Below are 17,572 nucleotides of genomic sequence, written 5' to 3'. Positions count from 1 at the left end.
CTCCAAAACTGCCAGAGCTACGTAGAGACCAGCTGCAAAGTTCGCAATATCCATTTCAAGATCGAGCTGCCTCCCGGCGCACCAACGGTATGTGCCGACATCGAATTCGACGGGCTCGAAAAAATTTGTTTCAACTTCTTAGCCAATGCTCTGAAGTTTACGCCTGATGGTGGTGCAATCACCCTGGGACTATCGCAAACCGAGAACTCGGCTCGTATTTTTGTACAAGACAATGGGCCCGGCATTGCCGAAAATGACCAAGCTAAGCTCTTCAAGCTTTTTGCCCAGGTTGGATCCACCGCCGGCGCTCAGGGAACGGGAATTGGCCTTGCTCTCGCAAAAGAGCTAGCTGAAGGCATGTCTGGTCAGGTTGGCGTTACCAGCACGCTGGGTAAAGGAAGCACCTTCTACTTAGATCTTCCCAAAACCACACGCCGACCAATAGAGTCAGCCGAAGCTACACCTATCAATATGGATCTTTCGGGTGAGTATTCTCTGAACCAAATCAGCCCAGAAATTACGGCCCCCCAAGGCGCTGGGGCAACCATTCTTGTGGTCGATGACCTCAAAGACATGAGAAGCCTCATTGCCTCTCAACTTACTCGCAGTGGATACCAGGTGCTTCAAGCGACCGATGGAGAAAATGCTCTAGAGTCAGCTAAAGCCCACCAACCTGATTTGATGATTACCGATTGGATGATGCCCGTCATGGATGGGCCTGCACTGGTCAAAGCATGGCGCAGTGATCCTGGCCTAAGCGGTACTCCAATAATCATGCTCACTGCACGTTCTGATACTGATAGCAAAGTTGAGAGCAGCGAAGTGGGCGCAGACTCATTTATTGGAAAACCATTTCAAGACATTGAACTGCTGGCTACCGTTCGAAACTTGCTTGCACTTAAAGAAAACGAAAAGCAGCTGCGCAAGGCCTACCAAGAGCTTGAAGAAACAACTGCGCGTGAAATAAGACACTCCAGCAACCTTCTCAAACAAGCGGAGAAGATGGCCTCTCTCGGACAACTCATAGCGTCTATAGGGCATGAAATAGCCAACCCTGTTTCACTGGTTAAGCTTGCTGGCGATGAACTTACCGACCACACCGATCGCCTAGAATCGTCCATCCTCTCCCTCTTTCAATCACGACCCGAAAAAATCAGTGAACAAACGGGGCTTACCGAACACGTGGATGAACTCAGAGAAAACTTGGGACACATTCGGATTGCCGGCGAACGCTTAGAAAACCTCAGCGGAGCTCTTCGAACACAATCACGCCATGAAGAAGAAAGAACAACCGAAGTTGATCTGCAACAAGTCATAGAAGAAAGCCTACTCATCGTACGCGGTAAACTAAGCCGTTATCACGTGACCGTTGAGGCTCCGGAGCTACCGACTCTAACCTGTATTCGAAGCCAGATTGGACAAGTCTTCGTAAATCTCTTCTCAAATGCTGGTGACGCTCTTGCATCACGCGGTGATCTGGCCAGAGCAAACGGAGAACGATTCCGTGGAGCGATTAGCATCAGCCTCAGTGAGCAGACCTTGGGCGGCAAGCCCGGTTTACTTGCTCAAGTAGAAGATAACGGTACGGGAGTGTCACCTGAAATTGCTGAGAAAATCTTTGATGCATTCGTAACCACAAAAGAGGCTGGTATGGGAACAGGACTGGGCTTGATGCTCAGCCAACGTATCATCGATGAGCATCAGGGTAAGTTAGAGTTGATTCAAAATGATAATGCCGGAGCCGTTTTTAGAATCTGGCTACCTCGCGAGTCCGAAGCTTAACCGGAAATTTTGTAGAAGAATGAGGTCGTTCCTACACGTATCTCGTCACCGAGTTCCAGCACCTTTTCACGAGCCATTTCGCCATTAACCCACACAACTTCCGATTGCCCTGAAACCCGCTTCACACGGTGGGCACCTCCATCCCAAAAGATATGGACATCGGCCGGTCCTTGAAATCCCTCACAAGGGATACCACCTGCTCCAAAAGTGTAGAGCATTTCACCTAATGCATAACTGCAGCTTTCATCATCACCACGAATCAGAACAGTACTGTTACGTAACGAGACGTGTTGCATCGCATCTTGCAAAGCTTCGGGGCTAAGCATCCTCGTCCCACCCTCAACCTGCTCCGCTTCCTTATCCGATACGTCGTAATTCTCCATCCAAGACAGAGAACCTTTAGTTTGCTCTGTTTTGAAAACCAGGAAGAAATCACCAATATGAATGACATCGTTTGGCTGAAGCTTATATTCCTTGATCGGCTTTTCCTTAATCAAGGTTCCATTGGCGCTACCTAAATCGGTCAGCACAAAGTCGCCCTTTTTATATTCGAGCTTTGCGTGCTGGCGACTTACGGATTGGTGCGGCAATTTCAGGTCAACCGAAGCACCTCGTCCCATCACAATCGAAGGCTTACTTACATCGAAGATACGAGAGGGGTAACGAACCTGTTGCACCACAAACAAAGCAGAGAAACCAGGCCCCGCATCTGCCACCACCGCAGGCGCCGCTAAAACAGGAGGAGGCGCGGACACAGGTGGTCCATCGGGAGTGTCTCCACCTAATACTTGAGGCGGAACAATTTGAGTGGGCGCAGGTAAAACCTCAGGCGGCGGTGCCTCGTCGACTTGAATTGCTCTCTGCGTTGCCACGAAGATAATTTTCTCGCGTAAAAAGTCTGCTGCGCAGGGCTTTAATATAAAATCGTCGATGCCAAGCTTCATAAATTCTTTAATTTTTCGAGACCGTGACTCCCCGGTATATAGAATGACCGGTGTTTCGACCTCGCGGCTTCTCGCCGCTCTTAGCAATTCGATTCCATTAAGCCGTGGCATATCAATATCGAGGATGATCAAGTCAAACTTACAGGAAGCTATATACTCGAGAGCTTCAACTCCATCGGCCGCCCCATAGAACTCGAAACCGTCCGGCATCAACTTCTCGATGACCCCGCGAATATGCTTACTATCGTCAACACATAAGACTCGACGAAATACTGCCCCGCTTGTACCCATAGGGGAAAAGCTATCAACCTTATCTCTCCAAGGCAAAGCCGGCAGTCCTTAGCCGACTAATTATCGAAGCCACTGGCTCCCGAAAAAAGACGTTGAGCCGCAAACAAAATCAAGGCGACTAAACTTTTTCCGTAACTTCTGAGGAGCCCAACCGTTCTATGATTGAGGCCGGTGACATTCATCACTCAGCCTCACGAGAAACATCGCCGATGGCTTGAGGTTCTGGGTCGACTACTGGGCCATTCGCTTCAGCTTCCCTTCGAACCACCGGCGGTGTTTTTCATACCCTTTCGCCACCAATAGCCTTTGAGTAGAACCGTCATGCCACCTAACTTCTCCAATCCTATCCATAAGCATGTTTCTCAAAATGACAAAGAACCTTGCTTAGACGCGCCGCGGCACCGACATGTAGGACAAAATCCTACCACCCTAAGGACGATCTATTTCGATGTAATAACCACGCTACGAAGGGTCTCAAGACCTTTGTATAGACATATTTTCCTATTTAATTTTACAAGTATCGAGGGATCGAGCATCGCGAACGAAAAAAGTATTTCTCACTATTGCTACACGCGATCTCGGTGCTAAGGTACCACCGTACATGCGAAGTTACCCTCCCAAGTAACGCATAAAAAAAACCTACCTCTCTGCGCTCTATGCGCGGGAAACGGTACGACTGTCTTATGAAAATAGGACACGCCCATAGGAGAACCGTATGCAGGAGTGCCCCCTGTGCGATGCCAAGTTTCCTCAGGAAGCTACTTTTTGTTGGTTTGACGGCAGTAAACTAGCCGGCCCTGACGCCCAATCAGGTCAAGAACCCGCAACCAACTCTGACCATGTCGACCCGCAGGATACAGCCTCCGACTCCGATACCTCCCAAGAGATAGAGAGTGATCCCGAAGTATTGCGAGCAAAAGAGCAAGCAAACAATGCGCGCTTAGCCGCCGAAGAAGCCATGCGAGCGGCAGAGCAAGCGGACCGAGCTGCTCAGGAAGCCGCCAAGAGAGCTAGAGCACGTGCTGAAGAAAAAGCAGCTGCCGCACAAGCGATGCTCGAAGAAGCTAGAGCACAAGCTGAAGAAAGACTCGAAGAAGCAAGACGGGTCGAGCAAGAACGCCAGGAGCTGGAAGCTGAAGTTGCCGTAGCTAAGGAGGCAGAGCTACAGGCCAAGCAAGAAGCCGAAGAAGCCGAAAAAGCCAAACTGACTGAAGAACTTGCTGCCAAAGAAGCAAAAGAGCGCGCACAAGAAGCGGTCGAAGCAGCCGCCGCTGCCAAAGCGGCCGAAGAGCAAGCAGTCGAAGCAGCAAAGGCCGCCGCCGAGATGGCTCGCAAAGCCGAAGAAATGGTTCTTGCGGTGCAGCAAGAAGCCCAAAAGGCGCAAGAGGCCGAAGAAAAAGCAAAGCAAGCTGAAGAAGCTGCACGTGAAAAAGTAGCTCACGAATGCCAAACCACTCAGGTTCTTCAACAAGCAGCACTCGAGAAAGCAATTGCCGAGCGAGAAGCCAAGCAAGCAGCAGAACAAGCACTCGCTGCTGTAGAAGACAGCGGAGTTCAACCTCTTAAGGTCAGTGAGCCTGAAGAAGCAAAAGCAGCTGAAGAAGCAAAAGCAGCTGAAGAAACAAAAGCAGCTGAAGAAACAAAAGCAGCTGAAGAAACAAAAGCAGCTGAAGAAACAAAAGCAGCTGAAGAAACAAAAGCAGCTGAAGAAGCAAAAGCAGCTGAAGAAGCAAAAGCAGCTGAAGAAGTAAAAGCAGCTGAAGAAGTAAAAGCAGCTGAAGAAGTAAAAGCAGCTGAAAAAGTAAAAGCAGCTGAAGAAGCAAAAGCAGCTGAAGAAGTAAAAGCAGCTGAAGAAGTAAAAGCAGCTGAAGACTCCGCACCACAAACTTCCCTGCACCGCCCGGCTAAAGACTGGGAAGGACAAACGCTTCGCCAATACAGCATTCTTAAGTATCTCGGTACGGGTTCACAAGGAGATGTGTTTCTTGCCAAACACACAACCACCGGTGAGCGAGTTGCACTGAAAATCTTAAACGAAAAAACCTGTGAGGAACCCAAGCGCGTTGCAAAGTTCTTTGAGATTCTTGAAAAAGCGAGCGCGCTGGCTCACCCCGGCCTGATCAATATTCGAGAAACAGTTCATGAACTTGATGCTCCATCATTTTACACGATGGATGCTCTCAACGGCGCAACTCTTTCCAGCTACCGTCCCAAGAGCCTGGATGTGTCTTTGGAAATAGCCAGCCAACTCGGTAAAGCCATTGCCAAAGCCCATGAGAATGAAATCATTCATGGTCAACTCAACATGGATAACGTGTATCTCTTGGCTAACTCCCAAGGAAAGCGCCGGGTAAGTATTCTCGATTTTGGTGCTTACGAACTGCACAGTGAAACCTCTGAACTCACCGTCAATGACGACCTGCAGAGTCTTGGAGCCATCTTGGAGCCCATCTTTGCTCCTTTTGATGATAAGCCTTCTGAACTGACCCGTGTCATCGAAATTTGTCTCGCGCCCGGCGAACAAGAAAAACCAAAAAATGCCGATGATATCGCCAAAACACTCCAGTGGATCACAAAGCAACGCCCGTCTCAAAAGCGAGCAGAACCTGTAGCTGCACCCGTAAACGAAGAGCCATTATTCGACGGCAATGACGACGATGATGACTTCGAAATCCTTCAATGGAAACGAAAAAGCTCAGCCCGTAAGCGTAAGATTATCGGATCCATTTTAGGCGCCTGTGTTGCAGTTGCAGCCATCGCCTACGGCACTCAGATGCGTTGGGATGAGGCTCTAGACAACTTAACAACAGGGCTTAACCCGGTAAGCGTTCAAGAGCAGTCATCTCAGGACAAACCTCAAGCGCAAGCTGCTCCCGCGGCCATGAAAGCAGAAAAAAAGAGCCGAGTGGAGACTTCCAGCCTTCAGCCTCGGAAAAAGAGAGCTCCCAAAAAAGCAAAGGCGGCTAAAACATCCAAAGCTATCAAACAAAAAATAGCTCGGCTTGCGGCTCCTGTTCCACCCAAAAAGGAAACAGTAACCAAAGCCGCCCCGGTAGCTCCTGCTATGAACACCATTAAACCACCAAGCCCACCTCCAGCACCCCTCCTGGTTGAATTTCAATCCAACCCTGTGGGAGCTAGAGTACGCCGTGTGGCAGATAAAAAAGTTGTTGGCGTAACACCATTTACTTTGCAGCTCCCGAGTAATGCGTCGCCGGAAGCATATGAGTTCAGCCTGCCTGGCTACGGTTCAGTTTCGCAGTCGTGGAACCCAAAAACCTCGAGCCGCGTTCTAGCCACGCTAAAAGTTCAGGCCAAAAAGGCTGAAGCAAAGCCCGCAGCTTCACCCAAGCCAAAAGCAACCGTCACGCCAGCCCCGGCCGCTGACGCCAATACCCATGAGGACCTTGTAGATCCTTTCGCCCAAGAAGAAGGTTGATTCAAACGTGAAATCCAAAAATAAGTTTGCGCAATTCATCGCTATGCTCGTGGCCGTTGCCTTGGTTGGCACCCACGCGGATATGGCTCTGGCTGCCGACGTTAATGTCGCTCGTGCCAAGAAGCATTTTAAACAAGGCCAAGTTCACTACGCCAATGGTGAACACGGAAAAGCGTTGGAGCAGTTTGAGGCGGCCTACAGTTACAAGGAGCTTTCTGGCTTTTTGTTCAATATGGGCCAATGTCATATGGAGCTGAAGCAGTTCGATATGGCACTCAAGCGTTACAACCAGTACCTCAGAGAAAGTCCAAAGGCCCGTAACCGGGATAAAGTTGAAGACCTAATACGTACTGCCACAGCAGCTAATGTTGTAGCTGCGAAGAAAGTCATTGCGAGTAAGCCTCCTCAGAAGGCAGCTCCCGTAAAGACCAAGCCTGCCGTGGCCAAAAAATCAACAACTCAAGTAAAGCCAACCCTTGCGAACGCGAAGGTTGCGAAACAGCCACAAGGTCCCACGATTAAAGTTATTCAGGCATCGCCTGTTGATGAGCTGCCTTTGGCTCCCCTCGTTGTCCCTATTCAAGATCCTGCACTTAGTGCGCTCACCCCTTCATCGGACTTGGTGAAAACCATGGTTGAGCAACCCGACTCTATTTATGAGTCATGGTGGTTTTGGAGTATTGCCACATCTGTAGTTGCCGCAAGCATCTCAGCTGTTGTTCTGACTCAAAGCGGCCCCACGCAACAAATGGTTGCACCTTCAGGAACTCTTGGAACCATCGACCGGAGATAGAACATATGAGAAATTTACTGCTCGGCGCCCTCACGCCTTTGCTGCTCTTGGGTTGCGACTCAATTCAATACGTTGTTCAAGAAAATGTAACTGGGCTCAATGTAACAGTTACCTTCGAAACAGAACTCGCCCTCGACCAACTTCAGGTGATGGGTCAAACCATCAACGGTAACCCAGCTTTCGAACCAGCCCTCCTTCCGGAGGAGGCACAAGAAATTGAAGGTTCCCAGCAAACCTTCACCATCTTGGTTCCAAGTAGCATGGGTGAATCTCCTCTTCGCATTACCATCCTTGGTTATTCCGGCGGCGCTCCAGTTGCTGCAGGGTTTGCGGAGACCGTTCTCAAGGCCGAACAACTGGTTGATGTTCAGGTGCAACTCAATGCCGAAACACTTTGTGTGACCAATGACGACGATGGTGAGTTAACCGTTGGAACCGACCTAGACGCTGACGGCATCTGCGATGCTGACGACGATTGTGTCGACCTTGATGGCGATGGGTTTGGCGGCGTGGGATTTAGCACCTCGGGCTGTGAATACACTGGCACTGACCGGGACGATACCAATCATCAAATTTGTGCCGATACCGACGGTGACAGTTGCGACGACTGTACCCGTGGTAATTACGACCCAACGCGAGATGGTCCAGATGGAGACAAAGATGGTATTTGCGATGGCGGCGATAGCTGTACCGATGCAGATGAAGACGGTTTTGGGACAGGCACTCTTGAAAATCAATCTTGTGAGCATCAAGAAACAGATCTTAACGATCAGAACCCCAATATCTGCGCAGATATCGATAGCGATGGATGTGATGACTGCAGCGGTGGAACCTGGGCACCAGGCGAAGATGGTTCGGATCAAGACGAAGACGGCCGATGTGACAGTGGAGACACGTGTACGGACTTCGATGGGGACGGCGTAGGCATAGAAGGGCTGAGTACCGCTGATTGTCTCACTGACCAATTTGACTCAGATGATAACAACTCTACAGTTTGTATCGACCTCGACGGCGATACTTGCAACGACTGCAGCACCGGAATATTCGCTCCCAGCAACGACGGCTCCGATTTGGATGCAGACGGTATTTGCGACGCGGGTGACACATGCACAGATGTCGATGGCGATGGCCTCGGTGATGGTAACTTAGACCAATCTGGCTGCCCCTCTCCCCTTAGCGATAGCAACGACACAGACCGCTACCAGTGTAATGACTCAGATGGAGACGGCTGCGACGATTGCTCTTCGGGAACGTTCAACATCCTCGACGATGGTACGGACAGCGATGGCGATTCTATCTGTGACTTTGGTGACACCTGCACCGACGCTGATGGTGATGGATTTGGAACGGGCACTCTCGGCAATAGCGGCTGCTTGAGACCAGAGACCGATCTAAACGACAACAGCCTATTGAGCTGCATCGATACTGACGGCGACACGTGTGATGACTGCAGTGAAGGTTCATGGAACCCGGCCCAAGATGGCCTCGATGAAGACTTAGACGGAGTATGTAACCTGACTGATACCTGTACAGATTTCGACAGCGACGGCCTCGGTACAGGTACCCTCGGCAATGTAGGCTGCGCGGCAGATTACGTCGACTCAGATGATAACAACTCACGGGTCTGCTCTGACTCTGACTCCGATACCTGTGATGACTGCATAAATGGTTTTTACGCTCCCGGTAACGATGGCCAAGACCTCGACACAGATGGGATTTGCGACCTTGGAGACTTTTGCGTTGATGTTGACCAAGACGGCTTTGGCAACGGCTCAGGAGGTAACCTGGAATGTGAGCAAACGCTTACAGATGTAGCGGACCTGGATGCAAATCGTTGTGTTGATCTCGACACAGATGGATGTGACGACTGCCGATACGGTGAATTTAGCCCAACAAACGACGGCCCTGATGCCGACAACGATGGGGTATGCGACGATAATGACACCTGTGTTGATGCCGATGGAGATGGATTAGGCACTGGGGTCAACGGCAACAATTCGTGTGATTGGCCACAGACCGACTTCAACGATTCCAACTCAAGCAGCTGCGCCGATCTCGATAACGATAATTGCGATGATTGCAGCCAAGGCAGCTTCAATCTAAACAACGATGGCTTGGATCGAGACAGTGATGGCATATGCGACCTCGGCGATACATGCACCGATGCGGACGGCGATGGTATCGGCATTGGAACTCTAGGAAACAGTGGTTGTGATTACCCCATCACAGATCTCAACGATAACAACATTTATGCCTGCAATGACGTAGATGGTGATTCCTGTGACGACTGTACAAACGGTACCTATTCAATCTGGAGCGACGGGCCTGATGGAGACCATGATGGCATTTGCGATCAAGGCGATACATGTACCGATGTTGATGGCGACGGATTAGGCAACGGTTCAGGAAACAATACTGGCTGCATCACAAGCGTAACGGACAGTGATGATTTTAATAATCTTGAATGCGCCGATACCGACGACGATAGCTGCAACGATTGTTCCGGCGGCCTCTTTAATCCGATGCAAGACGGTCCTGATGGAGACAACGACGGTATCTGTGATGATGGCGACACATGCTGGGATCAAGATAATGACGGATTTTGCGGGGACGCCGATTGCGATGAAAGCAACCCATACTGTAATGCAGATTGTACCGACGCTGACGGAGACGGCTACTGCGGCACGTACGATTGCATGCCGAATATATTCTCCTGCAACGCAGATTGTGTGACCAACACCGATGGTGACTATGAGGACGTTAGCATGATTGACTGCATGGAAATTCATTGCGGCTCCGACCCAGCCAACCCGGAATCAAGCTGCTCTATTCCAACGACACTTGACGACCTCATTGATACCATCAACCGCGCCGGACCTGGCGATACGCACGTTATCATCGGGGATCTCGTCGTTGACGAAAATCTACCTTCCATTAATTCAGAAGGAACGATGAGCTTCACTCAGGCAGAAGGAACGACCATTACCTTAAGCGCTAATAAGCTCTTCGAAACCGAATCCGATGGGCACACATTTTCCGATTTGAATATCATCGTCACCAACAACGCGGACCGCGTGATCGAACTTGAGTCGGATGATAACCAAGCCCTAAATATCACCATCACGGGAGAGCCGGGTTTCGAGCCTGAGCGCGCAATCATTGTGGAGGGCGACAACAACCTCGTTCAAGATTCAACCGTTAGTGGTTTTGAAGACCGCGGCATCGCAGTGACCGGCGGCGGTAGCTACGACAACATCATTCGCAACAACGTTGTACGCGGTGGCAGTGAAAGTTGGTCTGAAAGCCGAGGCGGGATTTATATTCAAGATGCACGTAATACGCTCATCGTCGGTAATGTGATTGCTCAGAACGAGGGCATAGGATTGGTGCTTCGCAGGGCTCGCGGCGCCTACATCGTCCATAACACCATGGGCGAGAACCTCGTTGGTCTTGCATTTATGGGCAACGGAAACCGTCCATCAGAAGATATCTGCGCAACCAATAACTCCATCACAGAAAGTGGCTGGTCGGCCATCGCCGCACCGTCTGGAGTCGAATGGACAAGCCATGAGTACTGCTCGTTTACCAACAATGATGCTTCTAATATGTCGGTCGCCGGTGGAAACAACAGTTTTAATAATGCGAGCGATTGCAGCAGCTACAGCTGTTTCAACTGCAACTGCCTCCCCGACGAATTCTTCGAATTCTCCTACGATCCCAAATATCAAACTACCCAAATTGAAGATTCACGTTTCTATTGTTTAGGAGAAAGTAACTTAGTGGACCAGTCCTTAACGACTATCCATGATCTTAATAGCTCACAACCCGGTCTCTACAACGGCAACGCGCCTGATGTAGGAGGTCGAGAATCAGGAACTGCCGACTGTGAGTAGTGCAATATCAATAACAACACCGCATCTTGAAGTGTCTAAACAACGTTCAAGAGAGCGATACGCTCAAAGTAACCCAGTAAGCCGTAAACATGGAGCAGGATTCATGGCAGAACAAATAGGCGCACCACGCTACCAGATCACCAAGTTAACCGTCATCTATGACACCGGAGATAGTTTTTGGACGGCGCCCGTATTGGACGCTTCAGAAACCGGCCTCTTCGCTGAAACGGCACATCAACTAAGCCCTGGCACCAATGTCTCGGTGATGTTTAGCAGTGACCACAGCAGCGAATCGGAAACTCCCCTGCCTATCGGCATTGAAGCAAAAGTGGTTCGGGTCAACGAATACGACTTAGAGCAGCACTGGGACAGAACACCGGGGCTCGCTTTCCATTGGCAAAACATTGGCCACGACGCCACCCAACTTGTTCGTTCTTTTCTTAACGAACACGGTGTTCTTATCCGTAGCTAAATCACTGGTTTAAACAAGAGTGTGTATAGCGGCGAAAGACCGCGCCCATTCCACCACTGCCCAAGCGACCGGACTCTTCAACGATATTCGATGAATCTCGCTTGAGACGAAGGAATAGGCTTGGGTCTGCAAACGACCCATTGCCGACCTCGGTTAACACGCCGCCGATGCCACGCACTCGATAGGAATAATCATCCTCTTCAATGTCACCCAGCTCTAATTGGGTCACCCGGGTTAAGCGCTGAGTGATCCAACTCTCATCTGCGATATTCATCTTTTCACGCAGTCGCTCCCGCATATGACCATCAACCGAGTAAGTATCTCGAAACAAACCCGTCAAAGGCAGACCCTCATCCCCGGTATCCTCTGAGTTCCAAAACAGTCCATAAATGGCATGCTCGTTAACGCGGCCCTCGGTATCATAGGTCCAGGTCGTCTGGTTGGTCGTCACGCCAGCGTCTTCGGCAGAGCGCTCAATCAGCATCTTACTTTCATCGTAGACAAAGCTTAAGCGCTGATTTTCAAACTGAACCATGTCACCCGAATTCGATTCAGCAGTGACCGAATCTTCAGTCATCAAGTCGTCTTCGAAGGCCCGTCTACGGGTAACCACTGCCGAGGATATTGCCTCACCCCAAACCGCCTCTGACTCGACCGTCTCTTCAATCATTTTACCTTGGGCATTGTAGATGATGGTTGTTGCAACTTGAGTTGCTTCCATCATTTGAGCCGACTCATAGCTTGTTGCAATGCCGCCGTGTCCCATCCACGAATAGTCTCCGTAGCTAAAACCGAAACCGTCGTATCCATAACCAAAACCAATGCTGCTGGGAACTTCTTCACGCTTCCAACCCAGGACATAAACCTCGTCACTCTCTGGATACCCGTGCCATAAAGACGTAGGAACCAGATCACAGCCCCCTCGGCCTTTTCTCATACTCGCATCATCCCAGTGTGAGCTGTAACCGTCGCGGATCTGAGGCAGAAATGAGTCGGCGCCTTCATAATACACCTCACCTTCCATCGCAGAGCTTCGGCTTACCAAACGACCATCTTCAAAATTCCACGACTGGGCTAAGAAACGCAGCCCATCTTTAGAACGCTCTGTACCGACCACCTGGCCTTCTTCGCCGTATTCGAATGCAGCTGCGTAAAGAGCTTGGCCTGCACGCTGGTAAGTTGACTCAACCATCCGCCCATCAGCATCGTAACTCCAGGTTCTTGTCCGCGTTGCGGAGTTCCCGTTTCCAACATGCTCCACGGTTTGCTGAGCGATAAGGCGACCTTCTGCGTAGGTATTCACCACTTCTTGCCGAAGAGTTACCTGAAAGTACGTTCGTTCGAGGAGGATATTACCTGTGGAGTCGTAGGTGCGTTCAATCCGGGAAGTGGCGGTTGAGCCATTACGGATATAATCCACTTCAACATCCCATTCACTTTTGCCGTCGTTATCAACTTCCCACACCCTTAAATTCCCAAGGGCCAAATCCGGATTGAAATACCAACCGAAATCCTCTTGCTCAATTTGCCATCCAAGAATCAGCACGCCTTTGTATTGCCGACAACGGTTCTCGCCGTCACAATTCCATTCTGTGTCGGCCGGACTTGGTGCTTGAGCCGCCGTCCACTCTTCACTTCCCTCAACATTTTCGAGAGAAGACTCGAGGTAACATCCCTCTTCTCGCGCGCTCTTAAATAACGTCCATAGCTTTGCGAGCTCCATGCCGTCTTCTCGAACCGGTTCGGGAGCACAGAGGCTGCCTTCTAGGTTGGGTTCACTGGGATCAGGATCAGAGGGGTCCGGGTCGGATGCATCAGGACTTGTGGGGTCCGAATCAGAGGGATCTGAGTCCGTAGGGTCGCCCGGCTCTGTGCCGCCTGGATCTGATTCGTCTACTGCAGAGGGGTCATCCACAATCTCTTCATCTGGCGCAGTCGGTTCATTGGAATCTGAGCTTCCTTCCCCACATCCCACCATCGCTGTGAGTAAAAGGGTCAGCCAAAACCCACTTTTAAACTTATCTATGTTCATGTTTTTCCACTCTTCTCATTAATTGCATCGTCTTCGATGCGCGGCATTCTCAGATAAGACGACAAGTATTCATAAAGTTTAATCAACATATTCATGTCATCGGTATAAACCCTCTGAACATAATCGGCCTCTAACTCGACAAGACCTGGTCTCAAAGAGTAGAAATCCTCATGAGTGTTTTGGTTCAGGTCTTTCTCGTATTTATCGCCATCGCCACATCGGTTCTTTCCGGAACAATCGGTATGGGCGGTGGGATTGTCTTGCTTTCCATCATGACACTCTTCATGCCCCTGGTACACATCATACCAGTCCATGGCGTGGTTCAACTGGTGAGCAACACATCCAGGTTTTACCTCCTGCGCGAGCATATCAAGCGGCCCGCGGTCTTCTATTTCGCACTTGGGTTACCATTTGGCGGGCTGCCTGCCTTCTTCGTCCTCAAAGAGGTGGAGAGCAAAACACCATTTTTCGCCCTCATCATTCTCCTCATTCTCTACGCCCTCTTTAAGCCCAAGAAACTACCGGCCCTGAAAATACCGATGTGGGGATTTCTCGGCGTGGGAGCGGCGGTCGGGTTCCTATCACCCTTGGTGGGCGCAACCGGCCCCTTTATTGCTCCATTTTTTCTAAGAGACGATTTTACGAAGGAGAACATCGTAGCCACCAAGGCCACGGTCCAATCACTCGGACACCTCCTAAAATTCCCCATCTTTTTTGGTCTAGGATTCGATTACCTAGCCTTCTTACCGCTTATTTTAGGGATGACCGTCGCCGCTATGGTGGGTACAAAGCTTGGAATCGGCGTACTGAAAAAAATCAACCCACGCATTTTTACACTGCTTTTTAAGGCAGCCCTCGGCATCGCAGCATTACGCTTAATCTGGAAGATGATCCACTAAGCTAACCGTGGTATAAAAAAGCCGTGGGTGAGAAGTTATCAACCTTAGCGAGCTACATTCCGGCAGTCGTTGTTCGGCAATGCGTAGAAGCGCCGAATCCTTTATCGGCTCCCGTCCTGACAACCGCAGACGCAGGCAGTCTCTTTCTCGATATTTCCGGCTTTACACCTCTTGCCGAATCTTTGGCCAAACTCGGGGCTGAAGGCAGCGAAAAACTCACCAGTCTTCTCAATGGATATTTTGGTCGCCTCATCAGAATTGTACACGACCATAAAGGAGAGGTGGTCAGCTTTGCTGGTGATGCTTTTGTAGCCATATGGCCGAGACCCCTGGCCGGTAGCTCTGCAACTCAAATCTTGCACCGCGTTTTAAGCGCAGCCGTTGAGATGCAACACGCACAGCCCGAACTCCAAGATGCCCTCGACGTATCATTGGCTTTCAAACTCGGCGTGGGGGTTGGAAAATTCGAAATGCTGCATCTTGGCGGTGTCCAAGATAGCTGGGCTCCACTGGGACGAGGAAGTGCTGTTGAGCGTGCCATTGCATCAGAAGGCTTTGCCGAGCCCGGTGACATCATCATTGCACCTGAGGCGTGGCGCTATCTCTCTAAACTGGGCGAAGGGAAAACCGTAAGCAAAGAGGGGCACATCAAGCTCAAGAGCGATTGCGAAATCCTGGAACCAGAACCCATCCCCTCACCAAAACTTCAAAGAGCCATCGAGAAGCGTCTGGTTTCGTATGTACTACCATCGGTTCGTCAACGATTGGCCGCCGGTCATGCCGGTTGGCTCGGAGAACTGCGACGGGTCACCGTTCTCTTTGGAAATCTCAAAGGGCTCACACCCAAAACACCACTCGAAAAAGTCCACGAGATTGTTGGCCTCGTCCAACAAGAAATTCTCAACGTGGAAGGCTCCATCAATAAGCTTAGTGTCGATGAAAAAGGTGTCTCTCTTTTAGCTGTCTTCGGACTCCCACCTATTTCTCACGAAAAAGAAGCCGACCGTGCCATCGCTGCTGCCATGGGCATCGAAACGGCTTTACGTGCACATGATGTCACCACTTCGATCGGTGTAACTACAGGACGAGCATTCTGCGGACCCGTTGGAAGTGATTTGCGACGCGAGTACACTGTAATTGGAGACGTAGTAAACCTTGCCGCGCGACTCATGCAAGCAGCCGCGGGTAGCATTCTCGTTGACCAAGACAGCAAGAAGGAATGCGGAGAGGCTTTCGAATTCGACGAACTCGAGCCTATCCAAGTCAAAGGTAAAACATCGCTCATTCCTGTGGCGAGACCAAAATTAAAAGCTGCAGCGCCTACCCAGAAAGAAGCCGTTACCCAATCACACCCCATGATTGGACGGCACCGAGAGTTCAGAGCCCTAAGAGAGGCCTGGAAACACATCAATGACGCAAATGCTTGCCACGTCTATACGGTGCTGGGCGAAGCTGGCCAAGGAAAGACCTCTCTGATTCAAGCCATGGCCGCCGATTTTAAAGCGCCTACAAATCTTCTTGCTATCAGTCATGCCAGCAGCCTTGAAAGTAAAACCCCCTACCTTGTTTGGCGAAATCTCCTTTGGAAAATATTAGCGCCAGAGGCCAGTGATACGACAGAATTAAAGACCACACTCGAAATCCTAGCCAGCGACAGTGCTTTAGGATCCCATCAATTGGCGCTCCTAAACGATATTATCAAAATAGGATTCCCAGAGACCGAGGTCAGTCAGACTTTCTCTAAGTCTGAACGCCAAAAAAGACTCAGTGATGCCGTCGTTACTCTTTTGGAGCATCAAGCGGGTCAAAAATCGATTCTCCTGGCCTTCGAAGATGCCCAATGGATGGATGACAAATCATGGTCCCTACTGGATCTTGTGGCACCGAGACTCCAATCCACCCTATTCATCATCTCGCTACGCGAAAACGCTATCACTGAGAACGGTCGCGAATCCACAACCTTCAAAAACGCCAAAGACATCAACTTACCTCCAATGTCTAAGGGTGAAATTTCAGAGCTTATAAAAAGCCTCACACAGCAAGCAGCCGTGTCCACCCCTCTTTCAGATCTCGTCAGTCAGAAAAGCGGGGGCAGTCCCTACCTGGCAACCGAAATGGTTCGAACCCTTCAAGAAGAAAATCTTCTTGTTGTCGACAGCGACCAGCTCAAAATCAAGCCCGGCACCGATACGGAGCACATCGCGTTCCCCACTACAATCGAAGGTTTCGTCAATTCCCGGATAGATAAACTTCCGCCTCGAGAACAACTCCTGCTCAAAGTAGCCAGTGTCCTTGGAGACTCTTTTCATCAGGACATCATTAAGGAAATCTATCCTGTTGCGAAAGAGCGGCCTCAGGTGCGTTTCCTGCTCGAAAAGCTGGTGACACGAGGATTTCTCAAACACCATTCGGAACGCGTTCAGGCACTTTTTCATTTCGAGCAATCAACGATCCTCGAAGTCGCTTACGAGAATATGCTCTTTGAGAAACGTAGACAGATCCACAAGGCCAGTGCCAAGTGGTACGAAGCTCATAAAAGCAATGAGTTTCAAAACTACCTACCTCTCATCGCTCACCACTGGGAAGCAGCAGGTCATCCCGGCAAAGCACTCAAGTATCTTGAAAAAGCATCCATCGATGCCGCGGGTTCTTCTAACCATTCAGATGTTATCCGCCATGCCACGCAAGGGCTTTTAGTCGCTGAAAGGGGTGAGGCTGACAATGAATTCAAGCTTACGCCAACCCGAGCATTACGGCTGCACCGCTTACTCGCCGATGCGCACTTTGCCCAAGGCGATATAGCAACAAGCCAAGAACACGCATTATCAGCCTTAGATTCACTCGGCCTTAAGCCGTCCAATACATCTCATGCTCTCGGTGGTCTTCAAAACTTTGTCCAAACCTCTCTTGCATCGAGGGGGCACGGTAAAACGAAAGAAGCGATCCTAGCAGAAGCCAGCCGTGCCGCCAGCCGTCTTGCCATGTGTTATATGAGCGAACAAAATGAAAAGGCGATGCGCGCCGCCG

Annotated in this window: 9 protein-coding genes; 7 read left to right on the top strand and 2 right to left on the bottom strand. The window is 50.3% G+C overall.

Features of this window, described 5'->3' with window-relative positions; all coding sequences use genetic code 11:
* A partial coding sequence (locus HOK28_06815) for a response regulator (protein MBT6432785.1) occupies positions 1 to 1,782 on the top strand: 1,782 nt, incomplete at its 5' end.
* On the opposite strand, the gene HOK28_06810 is transcribed toward HOK28_06815, so the two are convergent.
* A complete protein-coding gene (locus HOK28_06810) occupies positions 1,779 to 3,053 on the bottom strand; it encodes a response regulator (GenBank protein ID MBT6432784.1) in 1,275 nt (424 codons plus the stop codon). The genes HOK28_06815 and HOK28_06810 overlap by 4 nt on opposite strands.
* Positions 3,054 to 3,732: 679 nt before the next feature.
* Here HOK28_06810 and HOK28_06805 point away from each other — a divergent pair.
* The 4 genes from HOK28_06805 to HOK28_06790 all read left to right on the top strand — a co-directional run bounded on the left by HOK28_06805 (position 3,733) and on the right by HOK28_06790 (position 11,614).
* Entirely contained in the window at positions 3,733 to 6,456 is a 2,724-nt protein-coding gene (locus HOK28_06805; protein ID MBT6432783.1) for a hypothetical protein, read from the top strand.
* Between the two features lie 7 nt (positions 6,457 to 6,463).
* Positions 6,464 to 7,249 (top strand): tetratricopeptide repeat protein, encoded by a 786-nt coding sequence (locus tag HOK28_06800; protein ID MBT6432782.1) that lies wholly within the window; start codon positions 6,464 to 6,466, stop codon positions 7,247 to 7,249.
* Between the two features lie 5 nt (positions 7,250 to 7,254).
* Positions 7,255 to 11,142 (top strand): hypothetical protein, encoded by a 3,888-nt coding sequence (locus HOK28_06795; GenBank protein MBT6432781.1) that lies wholly within the window; start codon positions 7,255 to 7,257, stop codon positions 11,140 to 11,142.
* 103 nt (positions 11,143 to 11,245) lie between these two features.
* Positions 11,246 to 11,614: a PilZ domain-containing protein gene (locus HOK28_06790; GenBank protein MBT6432780.1), complete on the top strand. Its 369-nt coding sequence runs from the start codon at positions 11,246 to 11,248 to the stop codon at positions 11,612 to 11,614.
* A 1-nt stretch (position 11,615) separates the two neighbouring features.
* Here the strand turns inward: HOK28_06790 and HOK28_06785 are convergent, their stop codons facing one another.
* A complete protein-coding gene (locus HOK28_06785; protein MBT6432779.1) occupies positions 11,616 to 13,646 on the bottom strand; it encodes a hypothetical protein in 2,031 nt (676 codons plus the stop codon).
* A gap of 170 nt (positions 13,647 to 13,816) precedes the next feature.
* On the opposite strand from HOK28_06785, the gene HOK28_06780 reads away from it, so the two are divergent.
* Both HOK28_06780 and HOK28_06775 read left to right on the top strand, forming a co-directional pair.
* Positions 13,817 to 14,545 carry a sulfite exporter TauE/SafE family protein gene (locus HOK28_06780; GenBank protein ID MBT6432778.1) on the top strand — a complete coding sequence of 243 codons (729 nt, stop codon included), beginning with the start codon at positions 13,817 to 13,819 and terminating at the stop codon, positions 14,543 to 14,545.
* Positions 14,546 to 14,568: 23 nt separating this feature from the next.
* The coding region (locus HOK28_06775) for an AAA family ATPase (protein MBT6432777.1) at positions 14,569 to 17,572 on the top strand (3,004 nt) is incomplete at its 3' end.

Source organism: Deltaproteobacteria bacterium (assembly GCA_018668695.1).
In the GTDB taxonomy this organism is placed as follows: domain Bacteria; phylum Myxococcota; class XYA12-FULL-58-9; order XYA12-FULL-58-9; family JABJBS01; genus JABJBS01.
This window is presented reverse-complemented; position numbering and strand designations above follow the sequence as displayed.

Excerpts from the sequence above, each read along its gene's own strand:
- HOK28_06805 (MBT6432783.1), top strand. The coding sequence starts at position 3,733 with ATGCAGGAGTGCCCCCTGTGCGATGCCAAGTTTCCTCAGGAAGCTACT.
- HOK28_06785 (MBT6432779.1), bottom strand. The coding sequence starts at position 13,646 with ATGAACATAGATAAGTTTAAAAGTGGGTTTTGGCTGACCCTTTTACTC.
- HOK28_06790 (MBT6432780.1), top strand. The coding sequence starts at position 11,246 with ATGGCAGAACAAATAGGCGCACCACGCTACCAGATCACCAAGTTAACC.
- HOK28_06795 (MBT6432781.1), top strand. The coding sequence starts at position 7,255 with ATGAGAAATTTACTGCTCGGCGCCCTCACGCCTTTGCTGCTCTTGGGT.
- HOK28_06780 (MBT6432778.1), top strand. The coding sequence starts at position 13,817 with ATGAGTGTTTTGGTTCAGGTCTTTCTCGTATTTATCGCCATCGCCACA.